General features: G+C 66.0%; 23 protein-coding genes and 1 tRNA gene. 9 read left to right on the top strand and 15 right to left on the bottom strand.

What is annotated here, in order from left to right:
- Positions 1–2 precede the first annotated feature (2 nt).
- The 5 genes from RND64_RS04310 to RND64_RS04290 form a co-directional block, all read right to left on the bottom strand.
- Positions 3–425 (bottom strand): organic hydroperoxide resistance protein, encoded by a 423-nt coding sequence (locus tag RND64_RS04310; RefSeq protein ID WP_005204332.1) that lies wholly within the window; start codon positions 423–425, stop codon positions 3–5.
- Between the two features lie 17 nt (positions 426–442).
- Positions 443–904: a MarR family winged helix-turn-helix transcriptional regulator gene (locus RND64_RS04305; protein ID WP_270483430.1), complete on the bottom strand. Its 462-nt coding sequence runs from the start codon at positions 902–904 to the stop codon at positions 443–445.
- Between the two features lie 91 nt (positions 905–995).
- Positions 996–1,544 (bottom strand): dihydrofolate reductase family protein, encoded by a 549-nt coding sequence (locus RND64_RS04300; protein WP_270483431.1) that lies wholly within the window; start codon positions 1,542–1,544, stop codon positions 996–998.
- Positions 1,545–1,554: 10 nt separating this feature from the next.
- Positions 1,555–2,628, bottom strand: coding sequence for a phosphotransferase family protein (locus tag RND64_RS04295; RefSeq protein ID WP_270483432.1), 1,074 nt, complete (start codon positions 2,626–2,628; stop codon positions 1,555–1,557).
- A gap of 5 nt (positions 2,629–2,633) precedes the next feature.
- Complete coding sequence (locus tag RND64_RS04290) at positions 2,634–3,752, bottom strand: hypothetical protein (protein ID WP_270483433.1); 1,119 nt, start codon at positions 3,750–3,752, stop codon at positions 2,634–2,636.
- A gap of 81 nt (positions 3,753–3,833) precedes the next feature.
- Between RND64_RS04290 and RND64_RS04285 the strand changes: the two genes are divergently transcribed.
- Positions 3,834–4,436 carry a TetR/AcrR family transcriptional regulator gene (locus RND64_RS04285; protein ID WP_270483434.1) on the top strand — a complete coding sequence of 201 codons (603 nt, stop codon included), beginning with the start codon at positions 3,834–3,836 and terminating at the stop codon, positions 4,434–4,436.
- Between the two features lie 27 nt (positions 4,437–4,463).
- On the opposite strand, the gene selB is transcribed toward RND64_RS04285, so the two are convergent.
- From selB to RND64_RS04270, 3 genes are all read right to left on the bottom strand, one after another.
- Positions 4,464–6,254: a selenocysteine-specific translation elongation factor gene (gene selB / locus RND64_RS04280; protein WP_270483435.1), complete on the bottom strand. Its 1,791-nt coding sequence runs from the start codon at positions 6,252–6,254 to the stop codon at positions 4,464–4,466.
- A gap of 1 nt (position 6,255) precedes the next feature.
- Entirely contained in the window at positions 6,256–7,584 is a 1,329-nt protein-coding gene (gene selA / locus RND64_RS04275; protein WP_270483436.1) for an L-seryl-tRNA(Sec) selenium transferase, read from the bottom strand.
- Positions 7,585–7,620: 36 nt separating this feature from the next.
- Positions 7,621–7,716: transfer RNA gene (locus RND64_RS04270), tRNA-Sec, on the bottom strand.
- 52 nt (positions 7,717–7,768) lie between these two features.
- Here RND64_RS04270 and selD point away from each other — a divergent pair.
- On the top strand, positions 7,769–8,782 hold the full coding sequence (gene selD / locus RND64_RS04265) for a selenide, water dikinase SelD (RefSeq protein ID WP_270483437.1): 1,014 nt from the start codon (positions 7,769–7,771) through the stop codon (positions 8,780–8,782).
- A gap of 58 nt (positions 8,783–8,840) precedes the next feature.
- The gene (locus RND64_RS04260) at positions 8,841–9,992 is read left to right on the top strand and encodes a GGDEF domain-containing protein (RefSeq protein ID WP_270483438.1); all 1,152 of its coding nucleotides are present in this window, start codon (positions 8,841–8,843) and stop codon (positions 9,990–9,992) included.
- On the opposite strand, the gene nrfD is transcribed toward RND64_RS04260, so the two are convergent.
- The 6 genes from nrfD to RND64_RS04230 form a co-directional block, all read right to left on the bottom strand.
- Complete coding sequence (gene nrfD, locus RND64_RS04255; protein WP_270483439.1) at positions 9,976–11,079, bottom strand: NrfD/PsrC family molybdoenzyme membrane anchor subunit; 1,104 nt, start codon at positions 11,077–11,079, stop codon at positions 9,976–9,978. The genes RND64_RS04260 and nrfD overlap by 17 nt on opposite strands.
- Positions 11,076–12,092: a 4Fe-4S dicluster domain-containing protein gene (locus tag RND64_RS04250; RefSeq protein ID WP_270483440.1), complete on the bottom strand. Its 1,017-nt coding sequence runs from the start codon at positions 12,090–12,092 to the stop codon at positions 11,076–11,078. The genes nrfD and RND64_RS04250 overlap by 4 nt, the downstream gene beginning before the upstream one ends.
- Before the next feature lie 10 nt (positions 12,093–12,102).
- Entirely contained in the window at positions 12,103–15,459 is a 3,357-nt protein-coding gene (fdh, locus tag RND64_RS04245) for a formate dehydrogenase (protein ID WP_197494556.1), read from the bottom strand.
- Between the two features lie 15 nt (positions 15,460–15,474).
- On the bottom strand, positions 15,475–15,795 hold the full coding sequence (locus RND64_RS04240) for a putative quinol monooxygenase (RefSeq protein ID WP_049697773.1): 321 nt from the start codon (positions 15,793–15,795) through the stop codon (positions 15,475–15,477).
- Between the two features lie 132 nt (positions 15,796–15,927).
- Complete coding sequence (locus RND64_RS04235) at positions 15,928–16,713, bottom strand: DUF2510 domain-containing protein (RefSeq protein WP_064866269.1); 786 nt, start codon at positions 16,711–16,713, stop codon at positions 15,928–15,930.
- A 170-nt stretch (positions 16,714–16,883) separates the two neighbouring features.
- On the bottom strand, positions 16,884–17,753 hold the full coding sequence (locus tag RND64_RS04230; RefSeq protein ID WP_082938034.1) for an alpha/beta fold hydrolase: 870 nt from the start codon (positions 17,751–17,753) through the stop codon (positions 16,884–16,886).
- A gap of 174 nt (positions 17,754–17,927) precedes the next feature.
- Here RND64_RS04230 and RND64_RS04225 point away from each other — a divergent pair, with 174 nt between their 5' ends.
- From RND64_RS04225 to RND64_RS04205, 5 genes are all read left to right on the top strand, one after another.
- Complete coding sequence (locus RND64_RS04225; RefSeq protein WP_049697771.1) at positions 17,928–18,878, top strand: alpha/beta fold hydrolase; 951 nt, start codon at positions 17,928–17,930, stop codon at positions 18,876–18,878.
- Positions 18,879–19,045: 167 nt separating this feature from the next.
- Positions 19,046–20,164 (top strand): MBL fold metallo-hydrolase, encoded by a 1,119-nt coding sequence (locus tag RND64_RS04220; protein ID WP_197494562.1) that lies wholly within the window; start codon positions 19,046–19,048, stop codon positions 20,162–20,164.
- The gene (locus RND64_RS04215) at positions 20,161–20,922 is read left to right on the top strand and encodes a crotonase/enoyl-CoA hydratase family protein (RefSeq protein WP_049697769.1); all 762 of its coding nucleotides are present in this window, start codon (positions 20,161–20,163) and stop codon (positions 20,920–20,922) included. Before RND64_RS04220 ends, RND64_RS04215 begins: the two co-directional genes overlap by 4 nt.
- 30 nt (positions 20,923–20,952) lie before the next feature.
- Positions 20,953–21,858, top strand: coding sequence for a LysR family transcriptional regulator (locus RND64_RS04210; protein WP_049697768.1), 906 nt, complete (start codon positions 20,953–20,955; stop codon positions 21,856–21,858).
- Positions 21,859–21,861: 3 nt separating this feature from the next.
- The gene (locus RND64_RS04205) at positions 21,862–22,743 is read left to right on the top strand and encodes a LysR family transcriptional regulator (RefSeq protein WP_049697767.1); all 882 of its coding nucleotides are present in this window, start codon (positions 21,862–21,864) and stop codon (positions 22,741–22,743) included.
- On the opposite strand, the gene RND64_RS04200 is transcribed toward RND64_RS04205, so the two are convergent.
- Complete coding sequence (locus RND64_RS04200; protein ID WP_049697766.1) at positions 22,727–23,887, bottom strand: thiolase family protein; 1,161 nt, start codon at positions 23,885–23,887, stop codon at positions 22,727–22,729. The genes RND64_RS04205 and RND64_RS04200 overlap by 17 nt on opposite strands.
- Positions 23,888–24,070: 183 nt before the next feature.
- On the opposite strand from RND64_RS04200, the gene RND64_RS04195 reads away from it, so the two are divergent.
- Entirely contained in the window at positions 24,071–25,228 is a 1,158-nt protein-coding gene (locus tag RND64_RS04195) for an acyl-CoA dehydrogenase family protein (RefSeq protein WP_049698058.1), read from the top strand.
- Positions 25,229–25,236 lie beyond the last annotated feature (8 nt).

Below are 25,236 nucleotides of genomic sequence, written 5' to 3'. Positions count from 1 at the left end.
GACTACTCGTCGACGAGTGTCAGCGTGACGTCGATATTGCCGCGCGTGGCGTTGGAGTACGGGCACACCTGATGGGCCGCAGCGGTGAGTGCCTGCGCGTCGTCTGCGCTCAGCGCCGGCAACGAGATCTCCAGAACGACGGCCAGCTCGAACCCACCGGAGTCGTTGGAGCCCAACGACACTCGGGCGCCGACGGCCGAGTCGCTGACGTCGGCCTTCTCGGCCCGCGCAACGGTGCGCAGCGCACTGTGGAAGCATGCGGCGTAGCCGGCTGCGAAGAGCTGCTCCGGATTCGTCGCGCCGCCGGGACCTCCCAGCTCCTTGGGGATAGCGAGGTCGAGATCAAGTTGTCCGTCGCTCGTCCTCGCGTGCCCGTCCCGGCCTTCGCCGGTGGCAAGTGCTTCGGCTGTGTACAGAGTCTTCATGGTGACATCCCTTCTTTTCAGCGAGCCTGGTTGGCGCGCAACACATCAGATAGTTGGTGCAGTGCCGCACGCAGCTCGACGGCCGCGTCGACGTCGAAGTCGGCATCGGATTCCGCAGGATCGGTCAACGCGTCGACCAAGGCGGCCATCACGCAGTCAGACTTTTCGCCCAGCGCTGCGCCCGATTCGGTGAGTGACACGATCGTCGACCGCTCGTCGTCGGGAGACCTGCGACGTTCCACGTGTCCCATCGACTCCAACCGACGAACCAGTGGCGACACGGTGCCCGAGTCCAGTTGTAGACGCTCGCCGAGCCGGCCGATCGGGACAGACTCTTCCTCCCACAGCACCAGCATCACGAGGTACTGCGGATACGTCAGTCCGAGTTCGCGCAAACCCGGTCGCTCGGCAGCGATGATCGCTCGCGACGCGGTGTAGAGCGCGAAGCACAGATGGTCGTCGAGGCGAATCTTTCCCACGTGACGAAGACTAGGCGCGATTTAGATTGTGCACAACCTAGTTGCTCGCAATATTTCTGTGGGCGACGTCATATCGACGCGCAAGGAGCGTTCAGCGGAACGCAGTGACGCCGTATCGAGCGCAGACGAATCCCTGGTTGCGCGCGAGGTCGCGCAGTTCGAGGTCGCACCTCGCGGTGAACAGTGGACGCCCGGAGCCGAGCAGCACGGGCGCGATCGACACCACGAGTTCGTCGAGCATTCCCGACGCCCAGAACTGCGCGGCCAGGTCGCCGCCGCCGACGATCCAGACGTCACGTCCGGCGGCGGCGTCGACCAGTGCAGCGCGATGATCCGCAGGCGACCCGGACACCACGCGGATGGTGTCGGCGACAGCAGTCAGGTCGCGCGTACTGAAGACGAACGTCGGGACCTCGTACGGCCACGGATTACCCTGTTCCACTTCATGTTCGACGAGCCACTCGTACGTGGTAGACCCCATCGCCAGGGCTCCGACGTCGCCGATGAACTCCGCGTAATTCATCGGACCGTCCTCGTCGATCGGCTGACTGAGCAACCAATCGAGCGAGTCTGCCGTATCGGCGAGGAAGCCGTCGAGACTCGTGGCCGTGTAGAAGCGGAATCGCGTTGCCGCACTCATCGGGCACCTCCTACCCTGCAGTGTCGCATTCACCGCCGAGTACCGCTTCGATTCTGTTGGCACACACCTCGGGAAGCAGTCCGCCGAGCCCCATGGATCTGTCGAGGCGTATGAGCGGAAGTCCGAGCAGCAACGCGCTACTGATGAAGTGAAATGTCATGTGCTCAACCCGCCCACCAACCGCATCCTCGTAGCGGGCCATGGTCTCGGCGGGAGTGGGTACACCCGGCGATGGCGCGTGTCCCTCATGCGGGCTGCTGATCCAATCCGTGGTCAACATCCACGCAATGTCGGCCGCCTGATCTCCGAGGTATGCCATCTCCCAGTCGAGCGCCGCTACCGGTTCGAAGTCTCTGCCGTACAACAGATTCGACATTCGTGCGTCGCCCCAGCACAGGCCGATTCGACGTGGTTCGTAGAGATGGGCGTCAAGCCAGTCGAGCCCGCCCAGCAGTCCCGGATGAATGGGCTCACCCGCATACGCCCATTCGATAGACGTGCGGAGATAGCGCGCGAGGCCCTCCGGTCCCGGTGACGAATCGGCGTTCAGACGGAGAAAGCCCAAACGGTCTCGCCCGGCATCGGCACGATGTATCCGCGCGATCATGTCCACGCAGCCGTTCCACAATCGAGCCCGGCCCGCATCGTCGGTGTCGGCAAAGATTCCCGCCTGATGATACGGAGGAACATCACCGACGGTGTAGACCGAATCGACGAAATCCATGACGAAGTACGGTGATCCGAGATCGGCAGGGTCAGCCTCAAAGAAGCGCACCCGCGGCACCGGCACATCGGATTCGGTGAGCCGGTGCATCACCCGGAACTGCTTTTCGAGGTCGTAGTCGGGCAGGATCGCCAGCCGGGGCGGTCGTCGCAGGACGTATCGCCGAGTGCGCGACCGTATGTCCGGCTCGGCAACCCCGTCTACTGTCACGATGAACGTCTCCGTGGAATACCCCGTCTCCGTTCGCACACAGAAGATCACATCGGCCGACGCCGCCTCCGGAAGTCTCGCTCGAAGAATGGGGGTCAGCACCTCGGCCAGATCCGTTTCAGCGCAACGCTGTTCGACGTCGTGTTCCATGCCGCTCACCATCCGGTGTAGCCGTAGCGCGGATACGCGCCGAGAAAGACCATCTCGACGAGCCCGTGCCCGACCTTGCCGTCCATCCGAACCTCACACAGCGTTTCGCTGAGCATCGAGGCCGGCCGGATCTCGTCGATGTCCAGAGTGTTCACGGTGAAACTGTCGATGAAATCCGTTCCACGCCAATACCCGCTGGCATAGCCACGATAGTCGTCGTAGCCCGCGATACCCGGCCAAAAGTCGGTCAGCGGCCTGACTTCGATCCGAGAGCGAGAACGGTCGTCGCGAATGATCGAGAAACTACCTCCGCTCACCACGCGCAGATCATCGCGGAAAGTCAGATCGTGCTCTACATCGATGAGGCGGCCGGGAGCGCGTTGGGTGTCGCTCGGATACAGGAGCTCGCCCTCGAACTGGGTGCGACGCCCCGCGCTGTCCTCGCGCTGTGCGAAATGCACAAGCTGGTCGTCGAATTCGAAGATTCCCATGTAGTAGAGGACCCCGTCGGGGATCTCGGTAGGCTGCCGTTCCGGGCCCTCGGAGATGCTACCGCCACCCCCGCCGTGACGCACACCCCACGAGTGGTCGCGGCCGAACCACCATTTCCGCGAATCGATCTCGATACGCTCGTCCCCGATGGACAAGAATCCCTCGACCACACCATTCTGATAGAAGCGTCGTGCGTCCTCGAGTACGCGTCCACGGCTGCGATGAAACGCCGGTGTCTGCTCATACGCGTCGAACCGACCACGTAGACGCAGATCCAGCGAGATTCCGGACTCGTTGGGCGCCAGACGAACTCGCACCGCACGCAGAGGCTCCTCGATCTCGTAGGTGAACGGTCCGATCTGGTAGACGCCGAGAGCTCCGGCACTCTCCGGCTGCAATTCGGTCGACATTCGAGCGACGTGCGCGGTGCCGTCTTTTCGGGTGACCATCGCGTAGGCATCCGTCACATTGCGATTGGGATATCTCGCCATCCCTGTCATGACATTGACGTCACCGGAAATGTCGAAGCCGTACATGACGATCCGCTCGACCCAGCGCAGATCGCTCTGACCGACGTGGTCGAACGTCGTCGCCATCTGGTGGCACAGAATCTCATCGTGAGGAACAAGCAACGGTCACACCCTTCGTCGGATTATCGTTACATGCTGACACGTAATGTAACTACGGGTAGCCGCTTCCGATAGATTCGCTTCATGACGTCAGCGACCAGCGGCACCGGCCGCCCCCGCGATCCCGAGAAGGATCGTGCGGTGATCGCGTCGACCAAACAGCTACTGCTCGACGAGGGATATCGAGGCGCGACCGTCGCGGCGATCGCGCGCCACTCGGGGGTTGGTGCACCAACGATCTACCGGCGCTGGCCGCGTCGCGAGATGCTCATCGAGGATGCCGCCTTCAGGCAGACGGACAGCGTCTCGCTACCCGAGGACCAGGGTGACCTGAAAAGGAACCTCCGGGCATGGGCCACAGTGTTTCTCGCTACGCTCGCCGATCCCGTGACCCGAGCAGCCCTACCGGGCTTGATCTCCGACTATCAACAAGACCCGGAGTTGTACCAACGGCTCCTCGACCGTGCCGATTCGGGCGCACGAGCGGTATTCGTCGAGCGACTGGCTGTCCACGTAAGTGGGGATGATCCGACGCAGGTCGAACAGAGACTCGACGTGGCATTCGACATCCTCGTGGGCCAGACGCTGCTGCAGGCTCTCACCTTCGGGGAGACCGGGCGCGAGGAGTTCTACGACCGCACGGCGCAAGCTCTGACCGCCATGCTGCTCTCGCAGAGCTGGACCTGACGACTGCACCGCCACCCGATCCGAGGATCACCGAACCACCTCGCGATGCCCGGCATCTAGGCGTCGTGTCCAGCCGCGTTCGTCGAGGTGCTCGAGCAGTGGGATGGCGACGCGGCGCGTGGTGCCCAATGCCTTTCGGGCCTCGCTCGTCGTGAAGGGCTGATCAAGAGCAGCCAGGATTCGCATCGCCAGCGCTGGAGATCGAGGCGAGAGCACAACACCGTCACGTAACCGAAGTAGCCTGCCGAGTCGTTCAGCCGCCGCCAGTTGCTTGGCGCCGAGCCCGAGTGCGGCGAGGTCGTCGGCTTCCGGCGCGGCAAAGGCATCGTCGGCAAACCGACGCTCGAGTGCCGCGATGGCTTCCTCCGCATCGCCGAGTCCGCGCGCCACACCGGGTTTCGACAGGAACCCGCCCGCATGGTCCAGGCCGGCGTCGGCGATGAGGGGCGCGACAAGCGCATCCGACGGAAGTCCGACGACGCCTGCCACGCTTGCGCGAGGCAATCCCTCTGCGAGCGAGTCTCGTTGGTAGACAGCATCAACAGCGTCGCGGAGCCGTTCGACCCACTCCGCCCACGCCTGCTCGTCCACCCACCAGTCCCCGACCACGCGCACACCCTCGGGCGGCGTGTCGTCGGCTCCGACGACACCGAGCCGTCGCAGATGCTCGACGGTGACCGCACCGCGACGTTCGACCTCACGCCGTGCGTCGCCTCGATCACTCATGTCCGACAACGCATCTGCTCGACGCGCCGCATCACCGCGACGCCGCAGGGGCGGTGGCTCCGCATCCACCACGACGCCCCCACCGATCCGACCGCTGCCCGCGTCGCGGAGCACCAGTCGATCACCGAGGATCAGCGGAACGGCTCGCTCGAGCGTGATCCGCGCGTGGTCGGCGTCGAACGGGCGGAGCCGACCTCGCAGCGCGGCCGTGCCGACATGAACACTCAGAGCGCTTGGTACCGAGTCGAACTCGGGACCACTGACACGTCGAATGTCGACACAGTCGGTCAGCCGCCACACCCCCGGACTCAACAGCAGATCACCCCGCGCGACGTCCGACGCCGACACGTCGCGCAAGTTGACCGCCACCCGGCTCACCGGCCCGACACGTTCGCGCGGCGTGTTCTCACTCTGCACACCACGCACGGTGACCGATCGAATCCCTCGGCCCGTCAACACATCCAGCATGTCACCACGTCCCACCGACCCAGCCGACAACGTCCCGGTGACAACGGCACCCGCACCCCTGATGGTGAACGCACGGTCGATCCAGAATCGAACGGGTGCGGTATCCGAGGGAAACGGGTTGCGCCGCAGCACGTCTGCGATCGTCTCGCGTAGCTCGTCGATCCCACGCCCGGTCAACGCCGAGGTGACGACGACAGGTGCGTCGGCGAGACCTGTCCCCGACAATTCGTCGCGTGCCTGCGCGACGACGTCGGAGATCCGCTTGTCGTCGGCGAGGTCTGCCCGTGAGATCACGAGCACGCCACGATCGATGCCGAGTGCGGCGATCGCATCACGATGATCCGACGACTGCCTGCTCCACCCCTCGTCGGCAGCGACGACGAACGCCACCACGGGCGCCGGGCCGATCCCCGCCAACATATTGCCGAGGAATCGCTCGTGACCCGGAACGTCGACGAATGCGATGTCGGCGCCGGATGATGTTGTCATCCAGGCGAATCCGAGGTCGATCGTCAGACCTCGACGTCGCTCTTCGGCCCAGCGGTCCGGTTCCATCGTCGTCAGGGCACGCACCAACGCACTCTTCCCGTGATCGACGTGCCCCGCCGTGGCGACGACGTACACCTCAGCCAGTCGCCCCCGACACGCGGACGACGCCGAGCGCACGCGCGACCGCTTCGGCGAGAACCTCGTCGTCCGTCTCCGGGATGCATCGCAGGTCGACGAGACATACGCCGTCGTGCACGCGTGCGAGCACCGCGGGACTGCCTGTGCGCAACGCCTTGGCGGCCTGTTCCGGCAGCGCAATCGCCCAGCCGGGCAACGGAACTCCTGGAGCTCCTCCCCCACCGACCCTGCCGTCGTGGGGCACCACGTCCGCACCGACCTTGGCGGCAACGACCTCGGCCCGCTGACGTAACCGCCCGTTGTCGGCGTGCAAATACTCGGCCACCGGCGGCAGAGGTCCGACGAGGGTCGCCTCCATCGCCGCGAGTGCGAGCTTGTCGGCCCGAACCGCCCGCGCGAGTGGATGTTTCGACAGTCGACCGACCAGATCGGCGTCGCCGAGCAGGTTTCCGGCCTGCGGACCTCCGAGCAGCTTGTCGCCGCTGGCGATCACCAGATCGGCGCCTGCGGCCAGCGCAGACGACGCGTCCGGTTCGTCGGGGAGCGAAGCGTCGGGGACGAGGAGTCCGCTCCCGAGGTCGGCGATGAGCGGAACACCCTGGGCGGCTGTCAGTTCCGCCAGCTCGCCGATGGTCGCCTCCGCGGTGAATCCGCTGACCCGGTAGTTGCTCGGGTGGACCTTGAGCACGCAGCCGACGTCACCGGCTGCGAGTGCCGCGGCATAGTCGCGCAGGTGGGTGCGGTTGGTCGTCCCGACCTCGCGCAGCCGCGCACCGGTCGACTCGATGAGGTCGGTGAGCCGAAAACCCGCGCCGATCTCGATCATCTCGCCGCGACTGATGACCACCTCGCGTCCGGCCGCGAGCGCGGTTGTGGCCAGCACCATCGCGGCAGCACCGTTGTTCACCATCAGGGCATCGCCCGCGGCGGGACAGGCCCGCAGCAACGCCTCGCGGGTCGCGACGCCACGACGCGAGCGCGTACCCGACTCCAGGTCGAGTTCGACGTCGACGTAGCCACACGCATCGAGGACCGCATCGCGTGCAGCCGTCGACAACGGTGCTCGACCGAGGTTGGTGTGCACGACGACCCCCGTCGCGTTCAGCACCGACCGTCCGCTGCCGACGGGGCGTCGGATGAGTGTTTCCCGAATGACTCCCAGCACGTCGTCGGGATCGACGTCGCCTCGCCTGGCGGACTCCTGCACATCTCGGACGACGTCGCGGACGGTCTGCTCACCGAGTCGTCGCGCAGCCGTGGCGATCTCGGTATCGGCCAGCAGGTGATCGGTGCGCGGGATCCGCCGTCGGGGATCGGATCGGGTCACCGCGCCTCCTTCGAGAACAAGCTGGCGGAAAAGCTGTGGCGGAGGCGGACGGGAATCGAACCCGCCAGACCGAGATACTCGACCTCCTCGGTTTTGAAGACCGGGGGGCCCACCAGGAACCCAGACGCCTCCTCGGCGACCATACCGCCGAACTGGCATCACCCCTGCAATTACCCTCGGTGAGATGAGCACCGTCGAGACGAATCCGGATTCGCAGAGCCCGACGATCAGGTTGACCGGCTACGCCCACGGTGGCGGCTGTGCGTGCAAGATCCCGCCGGGCGAGCTCGAGGCCGCAGTCGCGGGGTTGACCGGCCAGAGCGGCGACAACATCCTCGTCGGCCTCGACGACGGCGACGACGCCGCAGCGGTACGCATCCGCGACGACCTCGCCGTCCTCTCGACCGCCGACTTCTTCACTCCGGTCGTCGACGACGCCTACGACTGGGGGCGCATCGCGGCCGCGAACGCACTCTCCGACATCTACGCCATGGGTGGGTCGCCCGTCGTCGCGATCAACCTCGTCGGCTGGCCGCGTGACCTGCTGCCGATGGAACTGATGACCGAGGTGCTGCGCGGCGGACTGGCCGTCGCAGCGCACGCCGACTGCCCGGTGATCGGCGGCCACAGCATCGACGACCCCGAACCGAAGTACGGCATGGCCGTCACCGGTGTCGCGTCGCCAGACGCGCTCATCCGCAATGACGCCGCGACCGTCGGACTGCCGATCACCCTGACCAAACCGATCGGCGTCGGGATGCTCAACAACCGGCACAAGCAGACCGGCGAGGTATTCGACGCCGCGATCGACGTCATGACGACGCTCAACCGCGACGCCGCCGACGCCGCCCTCGCTGCGGGTGTCCGCGCGGGCACCGACGTCACCGGATTCGGACTGCTCGGGCACCTCCACAAACTGACAAGGGCGTCGGGGGTGCGCGCGGTGATCGACGCTTCTGCGGTCCCGCTCGTCGACGGCGCCCGCGACGCGCTCGACGACGGATACGTCTCGGGCGGCACTCGGCGCAATCTCGACTGGGTTCGCGACCACCTCGCCGTCGGTCGCGGTGTCGACGAGAACGACCTTCTGATGCTCGCCGACGCCCAGACGTCCGGCGGGTTGTTGCTGGTCGGCGAAGTGCCCGGATACCCGGTCATCGGCGAAATCGTTGCAGGTGCAGGGATCGACATTCGCTGACATCGGTCGCCGATCGCTCTATTGTCGCTACACACACCGAATCCGAGGGGGAGATCAGGTGCAGCGTCGCAACGCTATCGCGGTCTCTGACTGGCTGCGTGACGCAACGCCACTACAGTGGCGCGTCCCACTCTTCGATCAACTCGGAAATGCGCCACTCAAGCGGCTCGTCTTTTCGCTGGGTGCGGGGCTGTTGGGATTCGCGGCAGCGGCCGCCGCGGCGTCGTCGAGCTCCGGATTTTCGCCGTACGTCGAGAACATTCTGCTGGTCACAGCGGTCGTTGCCGCGATTCTCGTGCTGCGGTGGTGGCTGCTCCCACTCCCGACAGGAGCCGAAAGTCTTCTGGTGCTGGTGTTCGCCGACGCCGTGATCGCGACCGCCTGCTTCGGGCATCACGATCACATGCTCGGCATCGCAGGCGTCACGCTATTCGCGATCATGAGCTCGTTTGCGCTGTTCTTCTGCACACCGAGGGCCCACTTACTGCACGCGATCTTCGCTTCTGCGGCAATCGTGATTCTGGTCACTATTGTGGCGGCGGACGGAGGGCGTCCGATGCTGCTGGTGGCCCTGTCGAAAGGTATCGCCCCCCTTGCCCTGGTGGCAGTGCTCCTGCCCGCCATGCACTACTTCTTCTGGGTCCTCGGCACCAACGCCATGGACGCAGGGACCGACCCGCTGACCCGGCTGGCCAACCGGCGAGGCCTGTCGCGATATGTCGGCGGGCTCAATCACTCGGCCCGAACGCTCTCGGTGATCATCATCGACATCGACGGATTCAAGGCGATCAACGACACCCACGGCCACCAGGTCGGCGACCTCGTGCTCGTGCGCGTGGCCGGTCGGATCATGGAGGCGTGTCATCGGCTGGCAGGCATCCGCAATGTCATCGCCTCGCGAACCGGCGGCGAGGAGTTCGCCGTGATTCTCGACGACGACCTGCGCACCGCCCGTTCGCTTGCCGAGCGCATCCGCATCGGCGTCGCAGCCGACACCTCACCGTCGGTGACCGTCAGCGTCGGTATCAGCGTCACCTCACCGGACGTCAAGGCCAACGTCGACCGACTCCTCGAAGACGCCGACGCCGCCATGTACCTCGCGAAGCGACAGGGCGGAAATCGCGTGGTGGTGGCGCCGTCCAACGACCACCGACCACTGGCCCGACACGCTCGGCGCGAACGCCACGACGCGATCAGTCCGCAGTCGTGATCGAGTCGTCGGTGACTCCGGCGGCGCGGCGAGCGGCGAGGCGTCGCTTCTGCGGTTCGATCGTGTAGCGCGGGTCCTTCGCCGACTCGATGCCAGCGTGGAACACACCGAACCGGGTACAGGCCGACGCCGCGAGCAAAGAGAGTCCCGACGCGGCCGACGCGACCCGCGAACGACCACTGAGCAGTGTGCCCACTCCCCCGATGACCGCCAGGCGTTCCGCCCAGCGCATCAGCGTGCCTGCCTTGCCGTGGTGGAGCGGTTCTGCGGCAACCGGGTCCATGCGCGATTCCATCACGCGGGTGGCCGCCACATCGCCCACGACGCCGAGGACTGCCAGCGTCCGTGCCGGGCCCACCTCGTCGAGCGGTGTGGTGACCAGCGCCAGTCCGCTCGCCGCGAGACTTGCCGAGCTGACGAAGACGAAGGGCAGGTCGCGGTGCATCGCATTCCACGTCGGTGTGGCCGTATCGCCCAGCAGCGCCGCGGTGTACACGGCGAGCAGCGGCCCCATCGCGCCGCCGACGAGTCCCGCCGGCGCCTCCACGGCGTGGAGAACCGAACGCAACGGGCCTAGCGGAAGTCTTTCCCGGAGAAGCCGATCCACCTCTGCCGCGGCCGCGACTCCGATACCGCCGGAGAAGCCGGACAGTATCCATGACCCGACGCTCATCGGCGATGTCACCTTGAAGGTGCGCAGCATGTTGTAGAACCGATCGGGTCGGCCGAGGTCGGCGATGAGCGCAACCCCACCCAGCCCGGCCGCGGCGAGACCACTGAGACGGGCGTTGCGGCGCAACACTTCTCGCCCGGTCAACTGCGCACCCGCCGCGAGTACTCCCGACCCGCCCGCGACACCACCGAGGAACAGGTACGCCGCGACCTTGTCGTCCCAGGGCGCAGGCTTGACGACGTTGTGTCCGTAGTAGCCCTCGACGTCGACCTTCTCGAACTCGACGTCGGGCACCATCGACATCTCACGCGCGCCGTCGCCCTGGCCGAACAAGCCGCGTCGACGCCCCTTGCCGCCCTTGCGCTTTCGGCGACCGCGTTCGGGCGGTCGCAGCGAATCGTAGTCGGAGGTCATCGCTTTCTGCCGGTCAGGAACGAGACCGCCGCCGCAGCAACCATTCCGAGGGCGGCAGCGCCCGCTCGACGGTACATCGTGGGGAGGTCGGCCGTGCACACTCGCGGGTCCGGCGGAAGGCCGTAGACCTCCGGCTCGTCGAGCAACAGGAACACCGAACCTGTGCCCCCAACTCCGTCGTTGGAGTTCGCCCCGTAGAGCCGGGCTTCGGTCATCCCCTGCGCGTGCAGTTGCTCGACGCGTTCGCGCGCGGTGTCGACCATGTCGTCGTGGTCGCCGAATTTGATCGACGTCGTCGGGCAGGTCTTCGCGCATGCGGGTGTCTCGTCGTCGACGAGTCGGTCGTAACAGAGCGTGCACTTCTGTGCCACACCACGTCTGGGCACGGGAGGCTGTTCTCCCTTGCGCTGCCCCTCGCGCGTCGTCGGCTCGACGGTGCCGTCGGATCGACGTTCGACGACGCCGAAAGGGCAACCGGCGACACAGGTTCCGCACCCGTTGCACACGTCGTGCTGCACCACGACGGTTCCGAACTCCGTGCGGAACAACGCGCCGGTCGGGCACACGTCGAGACACCCCGCGTGCGTGCAGTGCTTGCACACGTCCGACGACATGAGCCAACGGAACTCGGGTGTGTCGGGCGGGGTGGTGTCCACTGCGTCGGGGGGCGTGGCGTCGGCCGAGGTAGCACCCCCGGGCATCGTCGGCATCCCCAGACCGACCAGGGCACGGCCGGATTCGCGTGCCTTGTCGATGCGGTCGCGGTCCTGCTCGATGAATGCGACGTGTCGCCACGTACTCGCACCGAGCGCGACGGTGTTGTCGTACGACATGCCCGTCAGCTCGAGGTCACCGTCACGCGGGTTCTGGTTCCATTCCTTGCACGCGACCTCGCATGCCTTGCAGCCGATACAGATCGACGTGTCGGTGAAGAACCCCTTGCGCGGACGTTCGGCGTCGCCCCAGTGCGCGTCGGCGCTGGGATCGGTGGGACCGGACAGTTGATGACTCATCTCGCACTCCTCACCATCGGGTGAACCCCTCTCCGTCCGCATCATCGGAATCGGTTGGCGGATAGATTGTCTCGTGCTCGGGATCGGTGATGCGCACGTTGTCGGTCTCGGGTGTCACGCCTGCGCGCTGCTGGTAGTCGTGCACCAGGTCGAGTAGCGCCTGCCCGTGAGGTCGACGCCCCGCGATCACCTCACACGACCCGACCTTGGACTCCTGGATCTGGACGTTGGGGTCGAGCGTGACACCGATCAGGTCGTTCGCGGCGTCGCCACTGACGACGGCGTCGCTGCCGACGCCCCAGTGATAGGGCAGACCGACCTGATGGACGTCACGTCCGTTGATACGCAACGTCTTCACCCGATCGGTGACCAGTACACGTGCCTCGATGGCCGCGCGCGGCGAGATGATCGTCGCCCAACCCTCGTTGACCAGCCCGCGTTCGGCGGCGAGTGCCGGGGAGACCTCGCAGAACATCTCCGGTTGCAGCTCGGCGAGATACGGCGACCAGCGACTCATCCCGCCCGCGGTGTGGTGCTCGGTGAGGCGGTAGGTGGTGAACACATACGGGTAGACGTCGACGCCTTCGTCTCCCGCGCTCGGAGCGTCGAGATTGTCGTTACGCGCGAACATGATTCGTGCGGGGGCCTGCTGCTGCGGGTACAACGCGTTGGCGACCGGCGACTCCTGCGGCTCGTAATGCGCGGGCAGCGGGCCGTCGACGAGCCCCTTGGGCGCGAAAAGCCAACCCTTGCCGTCGGATTGCATGATGAACGGGTCGTCGCCCGCGAGTCCCTCAGCTCCCCCGAGATCGGGATCGGGGCGGGCATCGGGCGCCTTGTCGACCGGGAAGTCGGGCACGTCGTCGCCAACCCACTTGCGCGCCTGTGCATCCCACCAGATGTAGCGCTTGCGCTCGCTCCACGGTTTGCCCTCGGGGTCGGCGGAGGCGCGGTTGTAGAGAATTCGACGATCCGCCGGCCACACCCAGCCCCACTCGTGCTGGCTCACCGAGTCGCCGCCGTGCGGTACCCGCCGCGCGGCCATGTTCGTCGCGTGCGCATAGATGCCGGTGTAGATCCAGCAGCCGCCCGCCGTCGAACCGTCGGCCTTCATCTGCGTGTAGCTGGTGAGATTCTCGCCCGCGTGCTCGCCAGATGTGAAGTAGCCGTTGATCTCCGAGAGCACCGACTCCGGTTCGGGGTTGCCGTGCTCGTCGAGCGGGTAGTCCCATGTCATGTCGAGGAGCGGTCGGTCGCGCGGGTCGTCGGAGTCGGCCAGCCGCGCGCGGATGCGCTGCCCGAGTTCGTAGAAGAAGTCGAGTTCGCTCTGCGCCTGTCCCGGCGGCGCAACCGCCTGATGCCGCCACTGCACCATGCGTTGGGTCTGGGTGAACGAGCCGGCCTTCTCGACGTGCGTTGCTGCAGGCATGAAGAAGATCTCGGTACCGATGTCTTCTGTGCGCAATTCGCCGGAGGCGATCTCGGGTCCCTCCTTCCACCAGGTCGCCGACTCGATCATGTTGAGGTCACGCACCACCAGCCACTTGAGATGGCTCATCGCCAGGCGCTGCTGTCTGCCGTTGGCCGATCCGACGGCAGGGTTCTGGCCGAGTACGAAGTAGCCCTCGACCTCGTCGTCGAGCATCGACACGGTGGTCTGATATGTGCCGGCGGGCCCGTTCAACCTGGGCAGGTAGTCGTAGCACCAGTCGTTGTCGGCAGTGGCGGCGTCGCCGAACCACGCCTTGAGCAGGCTCACCATGTAGGTGTCGGCGTATGCCCAATACCCCTTCTGTTGTGGCGATCCGACGCCCGCGAGGTACTCGTCGAGAGTGTCGTGCTTGCCAACCGACGGCATCGGCAGATAGCCGGGAAGCAGGTTGAACAGGGTCGGGATGTCGGTGGAACCCTGGATGCTCGCGTGTCCGCGCAGCGCCATGATGCCGCTGCCGGGGCGACCGACGTTGCCGAGCAACAACTGCAGGATCGCCGCGGTACGGATGAATTGGGCGCCGAGGGTGTGCTGCGTCCAACCGGTCGCATAGCCGAAACACGTTGTGCGGTCACGGCCGGAGTTGTCGGCGATCGACTCGGCGAGGTAGGTGAACTCCTCGACCGAGATCCCGCACATGTCGCGGACCATCTCCGGCGTGTACCGGGAGAAGTGGCGTTTGAGGACCTGGAAGACCGTGCGCTCATCGGTCAACGAGTCGTCGCGGAGCACGTTCGCGTGTTCGAGAGGCGGACCGCCCGAACCGTGCTGGTCGCCTGCCGCACGCGCCGCTGCCGTCTCGCCGTGCTCGTCGCCGCCTGGCGATTCGATACCGGGCGATTCGATGCCGCCGCTGTCCTCTGCGTCGGCGTAGGCCCACGTCGACGGGTCGTACTGTCCGGTCTCGGGGTCGAAGCCGGAGAACAGTCCGCCGAGGTCCTCGGTGTCGCGGTACTCGTCGTTCACGATCGTCGCGGCGTTGGTGTACGCGACGACGTACTCACGGAAGTACCGCTCGTGGGTGAGCATGTAGTTGATCAGCCCACCGAGCAGCACGACGTCGGAGCCGACACGGATCGAGATGTGCTTGTCGGCGTTGGCCGACGTCCTGGTGAACCGCGGGTCGACATGGATGACCCGCGCACCACGCGAGCGCGCCTCAACCACCCACTGGAAGCCGACCGGGTGCGCCTCGGCCATGTTGCCGCCGATGAGCACGATGCAGTCGGAGTTCGCCATGTCCTGCAGTGATTGCGTTGCGCCGCCGCGTCCGAATGAAGCTCCCAAACTGGGAACGGTTGCGGAGTGTCATATGCGCGCCTGGTTCTCGATCTGGATCGCGCCCGCCGCGGTGAAGAGCTTCTTGATCAGATAGTTCTCTTCGTTGTCCAGGGTCGCGCCGCCGAGCGATGCGATGCCCATGGTGCGTCGGAGTACGCGCCCCTGCTCGTCGGTGTCCTGCCAGGTTCGACGACGCGACTCGACGAAGCGGTCGGCGATCATGTCGATGGCGGTATCGAGATCGAGGTCTGTCCACTCGGTCGCGTACGGCGCGCGGTAGCGAATGGTGCGCTGCCGCATCGGATTGTTGACCAGTTGCTCGCTCGACGCGCCCTTGGGGCAGAGGCGTCCGCGCGAGATCGGCGAGTCGGGATCGCCCTCGATCTGGATGACGCGTTCGTCCTTGACGTAGACCTTCTGCCCGCAGCCGACTGCGCAGAACGGGCAGACGCTCTGCACCACGCGGTCGGCGGTGGCGGTCCTCGGTTCGGTTGCGCGGGTGCGCGCCGACTGCACGGCCGGACCGCGGCCGAACTTGTCGCCGGTGCGTAACTGCCGGAAGACCGGCCACTCCAATGGGCTGAAGGAGGGCACGTAATAGACCCTACGTCAGATTGCACCCTTGTCGGGGTCACCCGCGGGCACGGCGTCGAACGTCTTGATGTCGAGCGGTGCGGCGAGCAGATCGTTCAGCGCTGCGCCGAGTTCGGCGAGGGCGGCTCCCTTGCCGTGCGTAGCCAGGGCGTCGAACGACTCCCACTTCTCGATCATCACCAGATCGGTGCCATCGCCGGTGGCCTCGTGCAGTGAGTACAGCTGGCAACCCGGCTCGGTCTGCACCTTGGGGACCGCCGCGATCACTGCCTCGCGCACCGCTGCCTCCTGTCCGGGCTTCGGCGATAGCGTTGCGACGACGATGACGGGCGACATATGCACTCCTACTTGGGGTTCCGCGCCCAGTTGGATTTCCGGGCGCACTCAACGCTACGGGCGGCAATGGCTCACGTCCCGAATTTCAACGGAACTCAGATCTCAGACAGCGAAGGTTCGTTGCGCTCGCACCTATTTCGAGCTTCCAGTGGTCTCGATGATGTTCACTTCAACCTCTGGAGCAGTCACGCTCCCACCTACTGTGGTGTCATATGTCTTCGAGCCTTTGACTACTATCCACATGGTGACGAGGTCGTCCTCTACGATGTCGACAAAGGTTGCTGCGCCGGCTTTGGCGATTGTGTTGATATTCATCTCGTAATAGTCGACTTGCGCGCCATCCGTATCTGCGCGGATCGTCGAAGACCCCATCGCCGCGTCAGCCTGAGTGACGTGGCCATAGATCACGTATTTTTCGCCCACGTGGGAGTCCGGGTTCTTGGCGACGAGTTGCCAACCACGCGAATCAGTAGCTTGGTAGGTCGACTTGTCGAGATCTGCGGCCCGTTGCTGCTCCATTTCACGCTGAGCCGACTGGGCTGCTGCGGCCTCCCTGGACTGCTCGGCGGGGTCGACTGTTGTCGACTGAGCAGCGCCAGAGGATGCACGGTTGGTCTTGTTCGCCCCTTTGTCAGATGCGGCTACCGATACGGCGACGGCGACCACGACTACCAGCGCAACTGCACACAGCGCCCCTATCAGGTACCAGATCTTCCGAGAATTTTTCTCCTTGGTCGCCACCGGCGGGGGCGCGACGCTGGAAGTCGGATCAATCCCCGGCGCTTCAGCAGTCCCCGGCGGCTCTGAGGGAGTGTGCGTATCCGTTGTCCATTTGTGGCCGTCCCACCATCGGTAGCGACCGCTACGCGGACTCTCCGGGTCGGGATACCAGTCGGGCGGCGGAGTAGGCGTGGTCATCGTGATCTCCTTCAGACTCGCGGACTGCACGCGCGCGAGAAATGCGATCACTGTAACTGCTGGTCAGGACCGGTGACGCTCCTGGCGAGAAATCTGGCACAGACTTGCACAAGATTTCAAATCTGCGCTCCTTGTAGGAGATTCGGCCTCAGATGGAACGTCGGATGGCGTCAGTTGCCGCTTACGAGCACCGGGGATTCGAGCGCGACGGCGTCGACCGCCGCGACGAAAGGCGGCAGGAAGTTCTCGACGCCGATCACGCAGCAGGCGTGGCCGCCGTCGACGTCGAATCGGCGTGCACCGGGGATGCCGTCGACGAGAAGTTGCTGACGCTCGGGTTCGACGGTGTGATCCCTCGTCGACACGACGACAGAGGTGGGCACGTCGATGTCGCGCAGCCACGAGCTGGAGTCGAAGTTGCCAAGACCCTCGCCGAAATCGCCCGCGTGCGAGAGCGGCGTCGAGAGGAACTGCTTGGTGGCCCAGATGCTCGTGTGTTTCGCCGGGCGGTCGAGGCTGGCGTCGGACGGGCGGGGCAGCGACTCGTAGATCGGGCGCAGGATTCGTCCGATACGGGCGTCGCGGTCGCGCCGGTGCGGATCGCGTTCGCTGAAGAACGGCCCGGTCGAGCACAGCACGAGTCCTGACACCCTGCGCGGGTGTCGACGCCAGACGAGCTGTGCGATGCCGCCGCCCATCGAGAAGCCCGCAGCGGTGAACCGGTCGATGCCGAGAACGTCGGCGAGCGCGACGACGTCGTCGGCGCAGTCGCGCAGATCGAAACCCTCGGCCTGAATGCCTCGGCCGTGCCACCGCTGATCAAGTGTGATGACCCGATACCGACCGTTGAGCTGCGGAATCGACGGATACCAACAGAGAAGGCCGGTGGTGAGCACCGAGTGCAGCAGGAACACCGCCGGCGCGTCTTTCGGCCCGGAATCGGTGACGTAAGTCGTTCCGCGGCCGGGCAATTCGACATGCCGCCCGGCGGGAAGGTCGCGTACCGGGTAGGGCGTCGCAACGTGACGAACGCCGCGCACGATCCGCTGAATCGACGACGGCGTCGAAGCCTCGGTTGTCGGGGAAACGTCTGCACTCACCCGGTCAACGGTACGCGCCCACGCTGCGGGTTCGCTGAATTCGGCGCGTCAACGAATGTTCGTGCTGAACAGGTGCCGTTCGTCGGCTAGGTGGCAACGTGAGACCCTTGTCACATGATCGACGTCGATCGCCCGAAGATCGAGGGCTCCGTAGCTGTCGGAACGCACGCAACTGACCGCACGAAACGACGAATGGGGTTCGCCGAGTTCGGTTCGGCGTCCGGACGCCCGATCCTGTGGTTCCACGGCACGCCGGGTGCTCGTCGACAGATCCCGCTCGAAGCCCGCGAGTACGCCGCTGCCCGCGGAGTGCGGCTCATCGGTATCGACAGGCCGGGTGTCGGATCGTCGACGGCCCACCCCTACGACTCCGTGCGGGACTTCTGCGCCGACCTCACCGACGTCCTCGACGCGCTCGGCATCGACGATTTCGGTGTCATCGGCGTCTCCGGCGGCGGCCCGTACGCGCTGGCCGTCGCGCACGAGTTCGGTCCACGCGTCCACGTCGCCGGAATCGTCGGCGGCGTGGCCCCGACCGTGGGACCGGAGGCGATCGGCGGTGGCGCGGTCGCGTTGGCACGCCGCGCCGCACCCGTCCTACCCGTCCTCGGGGCACCCGTCGGGCAGGTGATCAGCACCGCACTGCGCTTCGTACGGCCGATCGCCGAACCCGCGATCCTGCTCTACGGCAGGCTCTCCCCCGCCGCCGACCGCGAGTTGCTCAGCCGCCCGGAGTTCCGCGCGATGTTCCTCGACGACCTCCTCAGCGGCGGGTCGCATCGCATGGAGGCACCGTTCAACGACGTCCGGGTGTTCTCCCGCGACTGGGGCTTCTCGGTCAGCGACGTCTCCACCCCGGTGCGCTGGTGGCACGGGGACCGCGACCACATCGTCCCCTACGCGCACGGCGAGCACGTGGTCTCGCTCCTGCCCGACGCCAAGCTGTTCAGCCTGCACGGCGAGAGCCATCTGAGCCTGTTCGGGATGTCGACCGACGTGATGGACGAACTGCTCGCCGTCTGGGACCAGGCGACGGTTGCGCCGCCGAGCCCCGCGGGCGAGTAGGACCAGAAAAGTTCACCTCATCTGTGTCGATTTACCTTCGGCAGTGCCGAAGGTGGCGTGCAACAGATGAGGTGGATTTTCGGCATTTAGCCACATAGGGGTTTCCTCACGGGCTGTGAGTCGACGGGTGTTTGTGGCGCTCGGTTGCGCCGTGGTCGGATCAGATGATGAGTACGTCGATCGTGGTCACCGGCCATCGCCAGCGCGAGGCCTGGGTGCGTAAGGAGATGCCGCCCGTCGAAGAGGTCCGGCCGGGCCTCTGGTCGATTCCGGTTCTCATTCCCGAGAACCCGCTGCGCTACATCCTCGTCTACGCATTGGCGACGGCAGACGGTCGGCTCGCGCTCATCGACACCGGCTGGAACACCGACACGGGCTGGAAGATGCTCGTCGACGGAATCCATTCCACCGGACACGACCTCGCCGACGTCTCGCACGTCTTCGTCACCCATCTGCACCCCGACCACTTCGGACTCGTCCCGCGCCTGCTGGAGCACACCGACCCGCAACTCGCGATGCACAACGCCGATGCCCGTCACCTGCGGTTTCACAGCGAGGAAGAACTCGCGGGCGAGTTCGTAGCCGCTCAGGAGGACCTGCGTGTCCTGGGCGCTCCGACCGACGTCGCCGACACCGGCCTCCTCGAATTCGTCCGGCTCCCGGGAGGTCGCACGATGGACGTCGAACTCGACGACGACGTTCCGCTGAACGTTCCCGGGTGGAATCTGCGTGCGGTGTGGACCCCCGGCCATACGGCGGGACACCTGTGCTTCGCCGACGACGACGCGGGCGTCATCTTCACCGGCGATCATCTGCTCCCCCGGATCAGCCCGAATGTCTCGACCAATCCGTTCCAGACGCCGAGCCCGCTGGCCGACTACCTGACGTCGCTCGCGCGCACCGAGCACATCGGCGACCTCGAGGCCATGCCCAGTCACGAGTACCGGTTCCGCGGGCTCGCCGATCGGGTGACCGATCTCCTGTCGCACCACGAGGAGCGACTCACCGAGATCGCCGAGGCGATCTGGAACCAGCCGGGCGCCACAGCGTGGGACGTCACCCGCGCTGTCACGTGGTCTCTCCCGTTCTCCGACCTGTCGATTCCCCTGTCCCGCGTGGCATTGCGAGAGACCAACGCGCACCTTTTGGTACTGGAAGCGCGCGGCATCATCTCGTCGACGGGCCACGAGCCGGTGCGCTGGACGGTCACCGACACCCGACCCGCCGATCACAGCATCGAATCCGCGACGATCGAATCCGCAACCACGAGAGGAACTCTGCGATGACCCCGGTACGCACCGAATTCGCCGACGGCGTAGCCGTTTTCACCATCGACCGCCCGGAGGCGCGCAACGCCGTCAATCAGGAGGTCGCGCAGCAACTCGCCGCAGCGATGGACGAGTTCGAACGTCGCGACGACATCACGATCGGCATCCTCACCGGGGCGGGTGGAACCTTCTGTGCCGGTATGGATCTCAAAGCGTTTACCCGTGGTGAGCTGCCCAGCGTCGAGGGTCGTGGCTTCGGCGGTATCGCCTCCGCTCCCCCGAGCAAACCACTCATCGCGGCCGTCGAGGGTTGGGCGCTGGCGGGCGGGTGCGAACTGGCGCTCTCGGCCGACCTGATCGTCGCCGCCGACGACGCGAAGTTCGGTCTGCCGGAGGTCAAGCGCGGACTCGCGGCCGCAGCGGGCGGTCTGCTACGACTCCCCAAGATCCTGCCCTATCAACTCGCCATGGAGATCGCACTCACCGGCGATCCGATCACCGCCGCCCGCGCCCACGAGTTCGGTCTGGTGAACACCCTGACGCCGTCGGGTGGGGCACTCGACGGCGCGCGTGAACTCGCCGCGCGGATCGCCGCGAACGGCCCTCTGGCGGTGCGTGCCACCAAGCAGGTCGTCAGCATGGCGATCCGCTACACCGACCCCGATCTGTTCGCGGCGCAGCGCGGCATCCTCGATCCCGTCTTCGTCTCCGACGACGCGCAGGAAGGCGCCCGCGCCTTTGCCGAGAAGCGCGCACCGAAGTGGACCGGCCACTGATCGAGGTACCCCCTCGCCTACGATCGAGAGGTGGACCTGCACCTTGCCACCTATTTCGTCGCGGTCATCGATCACGGCGGTATCACCAAGGCTGCGCAGGCGCTCTACATCTCCCAGCCGTCGCTGTCGCAGGCGATTCGTACGCTCGAACGCAAGCTCGGCGTCACGCTGTTCGACCGCACGGGGCGTCGACTCGAACTCACCGAGGCGGGCGCACGCGTCGAGGTGATCGCGCGGCGCGTCCTCGCCGATGTCGAGCGAGCACGTCTACGAGTCGGCGCCGTCCGCGAATTACGTTCCGGGACAGTGGATATCGTCACCGAATCCGCGTTCGCCGTCGCACCCCTCGTCGCGATCGTGCGTGATTTCCGTGCCCGCTTCGACAAGGTGATCGTGCGAATCCTCGCCGCCGACGGTCCCGCGGGCATCCTCGCGTCGCTACGCAGCGGGCGAGCCGAGATCGGACTGATCGATTCCACCGCCGACCATTCCACCTTCGTATTCACTCCGCTGGGCACACAGGAACTCGTCCTTGCCGCATCGCCATCGCTGAGCGTCGACGCCGACGAGGGTGTTGTCGCACGCGAGTCCGTCCGGTCGCTGCCACTGCTGCTCGACCTCTCCGATCCGTCGACCGGGGGTCTTCTCGCCGACATCATCTCCGACGGCGCGCGCAACGTGATGGTCGACTGCTCGCACCCGCCGACCATCCGCGAGTTGGTCACCCGCGCCGTCGGCGCGACCATTGCACCGCGGGAGTCGGTCGCCGAGCAGATCCCGGACGCCACGACCTACAGCCTGGACCCTCCGCTACGACGAGACTTCGGTCTGATCATGCGCTCGGGCCAACCGTCGCCCGCCGCAGCGGCCTTCGTCGCCGTTGCACGCCAGACATGCGGCGCCCCAACACGAGTCGACGACTCGGTCTTCGAGTAACCCGTGGAACTGCGCCAGATCGAGTACTTCCTCGCCGTGGTCGAGCACGGCGGCATCGGCGGGGCGTCGGTGTCGCTCGGCGTGACACAACCGACGGTGTCCCAGGCGCTGCGCGCACTCGAACGTGAGCTCGGGGTGCAGTTGTTTCACCGGATCGGCCGCGGGATGGTGCCGAGCGCTGCCGGACGTGCACTCGTCGGCTCGGCGCGACAGATCGTGCGCGACGTCGAGTCGGTCGACGACGCGCTTGCCGTCGGCAGTGATCAGATCACCGGACGGGTGGAGATACTCGCCTCACCGTTCGCCGACGGTGCCACGATCGCCGAGGTGGTCGCGGCATTCGTCGACGCGCACCCCACCGCCACCATTCGGGTGGGTGAGCTCGACGACGAATCACTCGCAGCAGCAGTGATCGAGGAGGGACGCTGCGACTTCGTCGTCACGCATCTCCACCCCGTCGAGACGGCGGTCGACGACGCTCTCGAGGTGATCGTGCTCGGCGAGCAGGAGTTCTGGCTCGTCTGTCCGTCGGGCACCGTCCTGCCCGACGGTCCGATCGACATCGCCGACCTCCCCCACATCCCGATGGTGTTCGTTCCGCGCGGCGGGACAGTCGCCGACGAGATCGAGAGCGCCATGCGCGAAGCGGGCGTGCGGCCACCGATCGCGGTGCTCGCCGAAGACCGCGAAGAGCGACTACCCATGGTGCTGGCAGGAATCGGCGCGACGTTGCTCGAACGCCGTGTCGCGCAATCGGTTGCCGATCGCACCACCGTGCGGCCGGTTCGACCGCGATTCGTCCGCAACTTCGCGCTCATGTACGACCCGACGGCGTTGTCGGTCGCCGCACAGGCTTTCGTCGACGTCGTCAGCGCCCGGAGCTGATGAGTTCGGGGCTGATGAGCTCGTAGATGGTGGCGTTGGCCATGCCACCGGCTTCGCACATCGTCTGCAGTCCGTAGCGAATACCGTTGTCCCGCATGTGATGCGCGAGGCGCGTGGCAAGGATGGCACCGGAACCCCCGAGTGGATGGCCGACGGCGATCGCCCCGCCGAGCGGGTTGAGTGCCTTCTCCGCCGCGCCCGTGTCGATCTGCCAGGCCAGCGGCACCGGCGCGAAAGCCTCGTTGACCTCGAACGCGCCGATCTCGTCGATCGAAAGTCCCGACCGCTCAAGCGCTTTGGCCGTCGCGGGGATCGGCCCCGTGAGCATGATGACCGGATCGTCGGCTGCGACGACGGTGGTGTGAATCCGCACCAGCGGCACCAGACCGTGGGCCGCAGCGGTCTCGCTCGACATCACCAGCAGTGCGCCCGCGCCGTCGGAGATCTGTGATGCGTTGCCCGCGTGAATGACGCCGTTCTCGTCGAAGACCGTCCGGAGTGCGCCGAGTGACTCCAGTGAACCGCCGCGTCGAATTCCCTCGTCACCCTCGAGCACACCGGGCAACGTAGCGAGCTGGGCGTCGAATGCACCCGAATCGGTTGCTGCGGCTGCGAGTTCGTGTGATCGAAGCGCGTACTCGTCGAGTTGAGTGCGGCTCAGTCCCCACCGTCGTGCGACCTCTTCTGCCCCGATGCCCTGACTGAAACGGTCGACGCCGAAGCGGTCGAGGACGGTTGCCGGCTGGCTCTCCCCGTTGGGCGCCGCCGTACCCATCGGCACGCGACTCATGGACTCGACTCCGCCCGCCACGACGACGTCGAGTTGTCCGGAGATCACTGCGGCCGCGGCCATCGCCAGCGCCTGCTGACTGGACCCGCACGCCCGTGTGACCGTGGTTCCCGGGACCGTTGTCGGCCACCCCGCGGCCAGCACCGCCGTACGTGCGATGTTTCCCGCCTGCTCGGAATGTTGGCTCACGCAACCCCACATGACGTCGTCGATGATCGCGGGGTCGATCCCGGTACGTTCGACGAGTGCTTCGAGCACGTGCGCCGAGAGGTCAGCGGGATGGATGCCGGCCAACGCGCCATTTCGGCGTCCGATAGGGGTGCGCACCGCGTCGACGATCACTGCATCTGTCATGCATTCGAGCCGACCACTTCTCACCCGGTGACCACAAGTAGATTCGCGTTCACGGACCCATAGCCGCGACCTATCCTGATTCGCCCAGTCCCCCTGACGTCTCTACACATTGACTCGCCCTATCGGTGTGTTAGCCGATCCGGCCGTTCCTTCCGGGTATGCCACGGGTGCATGCTGGAGACCATGCAGCGCACCGTATTCACCGAAGACCACGAGGCCTTTCGCAAGACGATCCGCGACTTCATCGCCAAGGAGGTCGTGCCGGTCCACCACGAGTGGGAGAAGCAGGGACACCCTCCGCGTGACTTCTACCGCAAGCTCGGCGAGTTGGGTGTGCTCGGCATCGAGGTGCCCGAGGAGTACGGCGGCGGAGGCGTGCACGATTTCACGTATTCGCTTGTCGTGTCGGAGGAAACCTCGCTTGCAGGCGTGACCTTCGGCAGCGAGTCGGTGCACACCAACCTGATCCTGCCGTACCTGATGGAGTACGCGACCGACGAGCAGAAGCAGCGGTGGCTACCCGGATTCGCCTCGGGCGACATCATGTTCGCGATCGCCATGACCGAACCGGGCACCGGCTCCGACCTCGCGAACATCTCGACGACGGCCAAGCTCTCCGAGGACGGCAGCCACTACATCCTCGACGGCGCAAAGACGTTCATCACCGGTGGCGCGCTGGCCGACCGCATTCTGGTGGTCTGCCGCACCGCACCGTTCGATCCCGACAATCGTCGTGCCGGACTCTCGATTCTGGTGGTGGACACCACGTCCGAGGGCTTCGCGGTCGGACGGAAGCTGGAGAAGATCGGCCTCAAGGCATCGGATACCGCAGAACTCTCCTTCTCGTCGGTGCGCGTACCCGTCGAGGATCGGCTCGGCGAGGAGGGTAAGGGGTTCTCCTACCTCACACACAACCTGGCGCAGGAGCGCCTGAGCATCGCGATCGGAGCGTCGGCAACCGCGAACGCTGCTCTGCAGCACGCCCTCGCCTACACCCGAGAGCGCGACGTGTTCGGCAGGCCCGTCGCATCGTTCCAGAACACCAAGTTCGTACTGGCCGAGTGCTCAGCCGACGTCGCGGCGGTGCAGCAGTTCGTCGACCAGGCGCTGATCCTGCACAACCGGGGCGAACTCTCGGTGGCCGACGCCGCGCGCGCCAAGCTCTTCGCCACCGAGACCGCCGGCCGCGTCATCGACAAATGCCTGCAATTGCACGGCGGATACGGCTACATCACCGAGTACCCCATCGCGCGCCTGTACGCCGACACCCGCGTCTCCCGCATCTACGGCGGCACCAACGAGGTGATGAAGACGATCATCGCCAAGGACCTGGGGCTCTAGAGGGGCCT

It is taken from the genome of Gordonia sp. w5E2, assembly GCF_036540975.1.
GTDB classification, from domain to species: Bacteria; Actinomycetota; Actinomycetes; order Mycobacteriales; family Mycobacteriaceae; genus Gordonia; species Gordonia jacobaea.
Note: the sequence above shows the minus strand (reverse complement) of the source record. Positions and strands in the feature narration are given on the sequence as shown.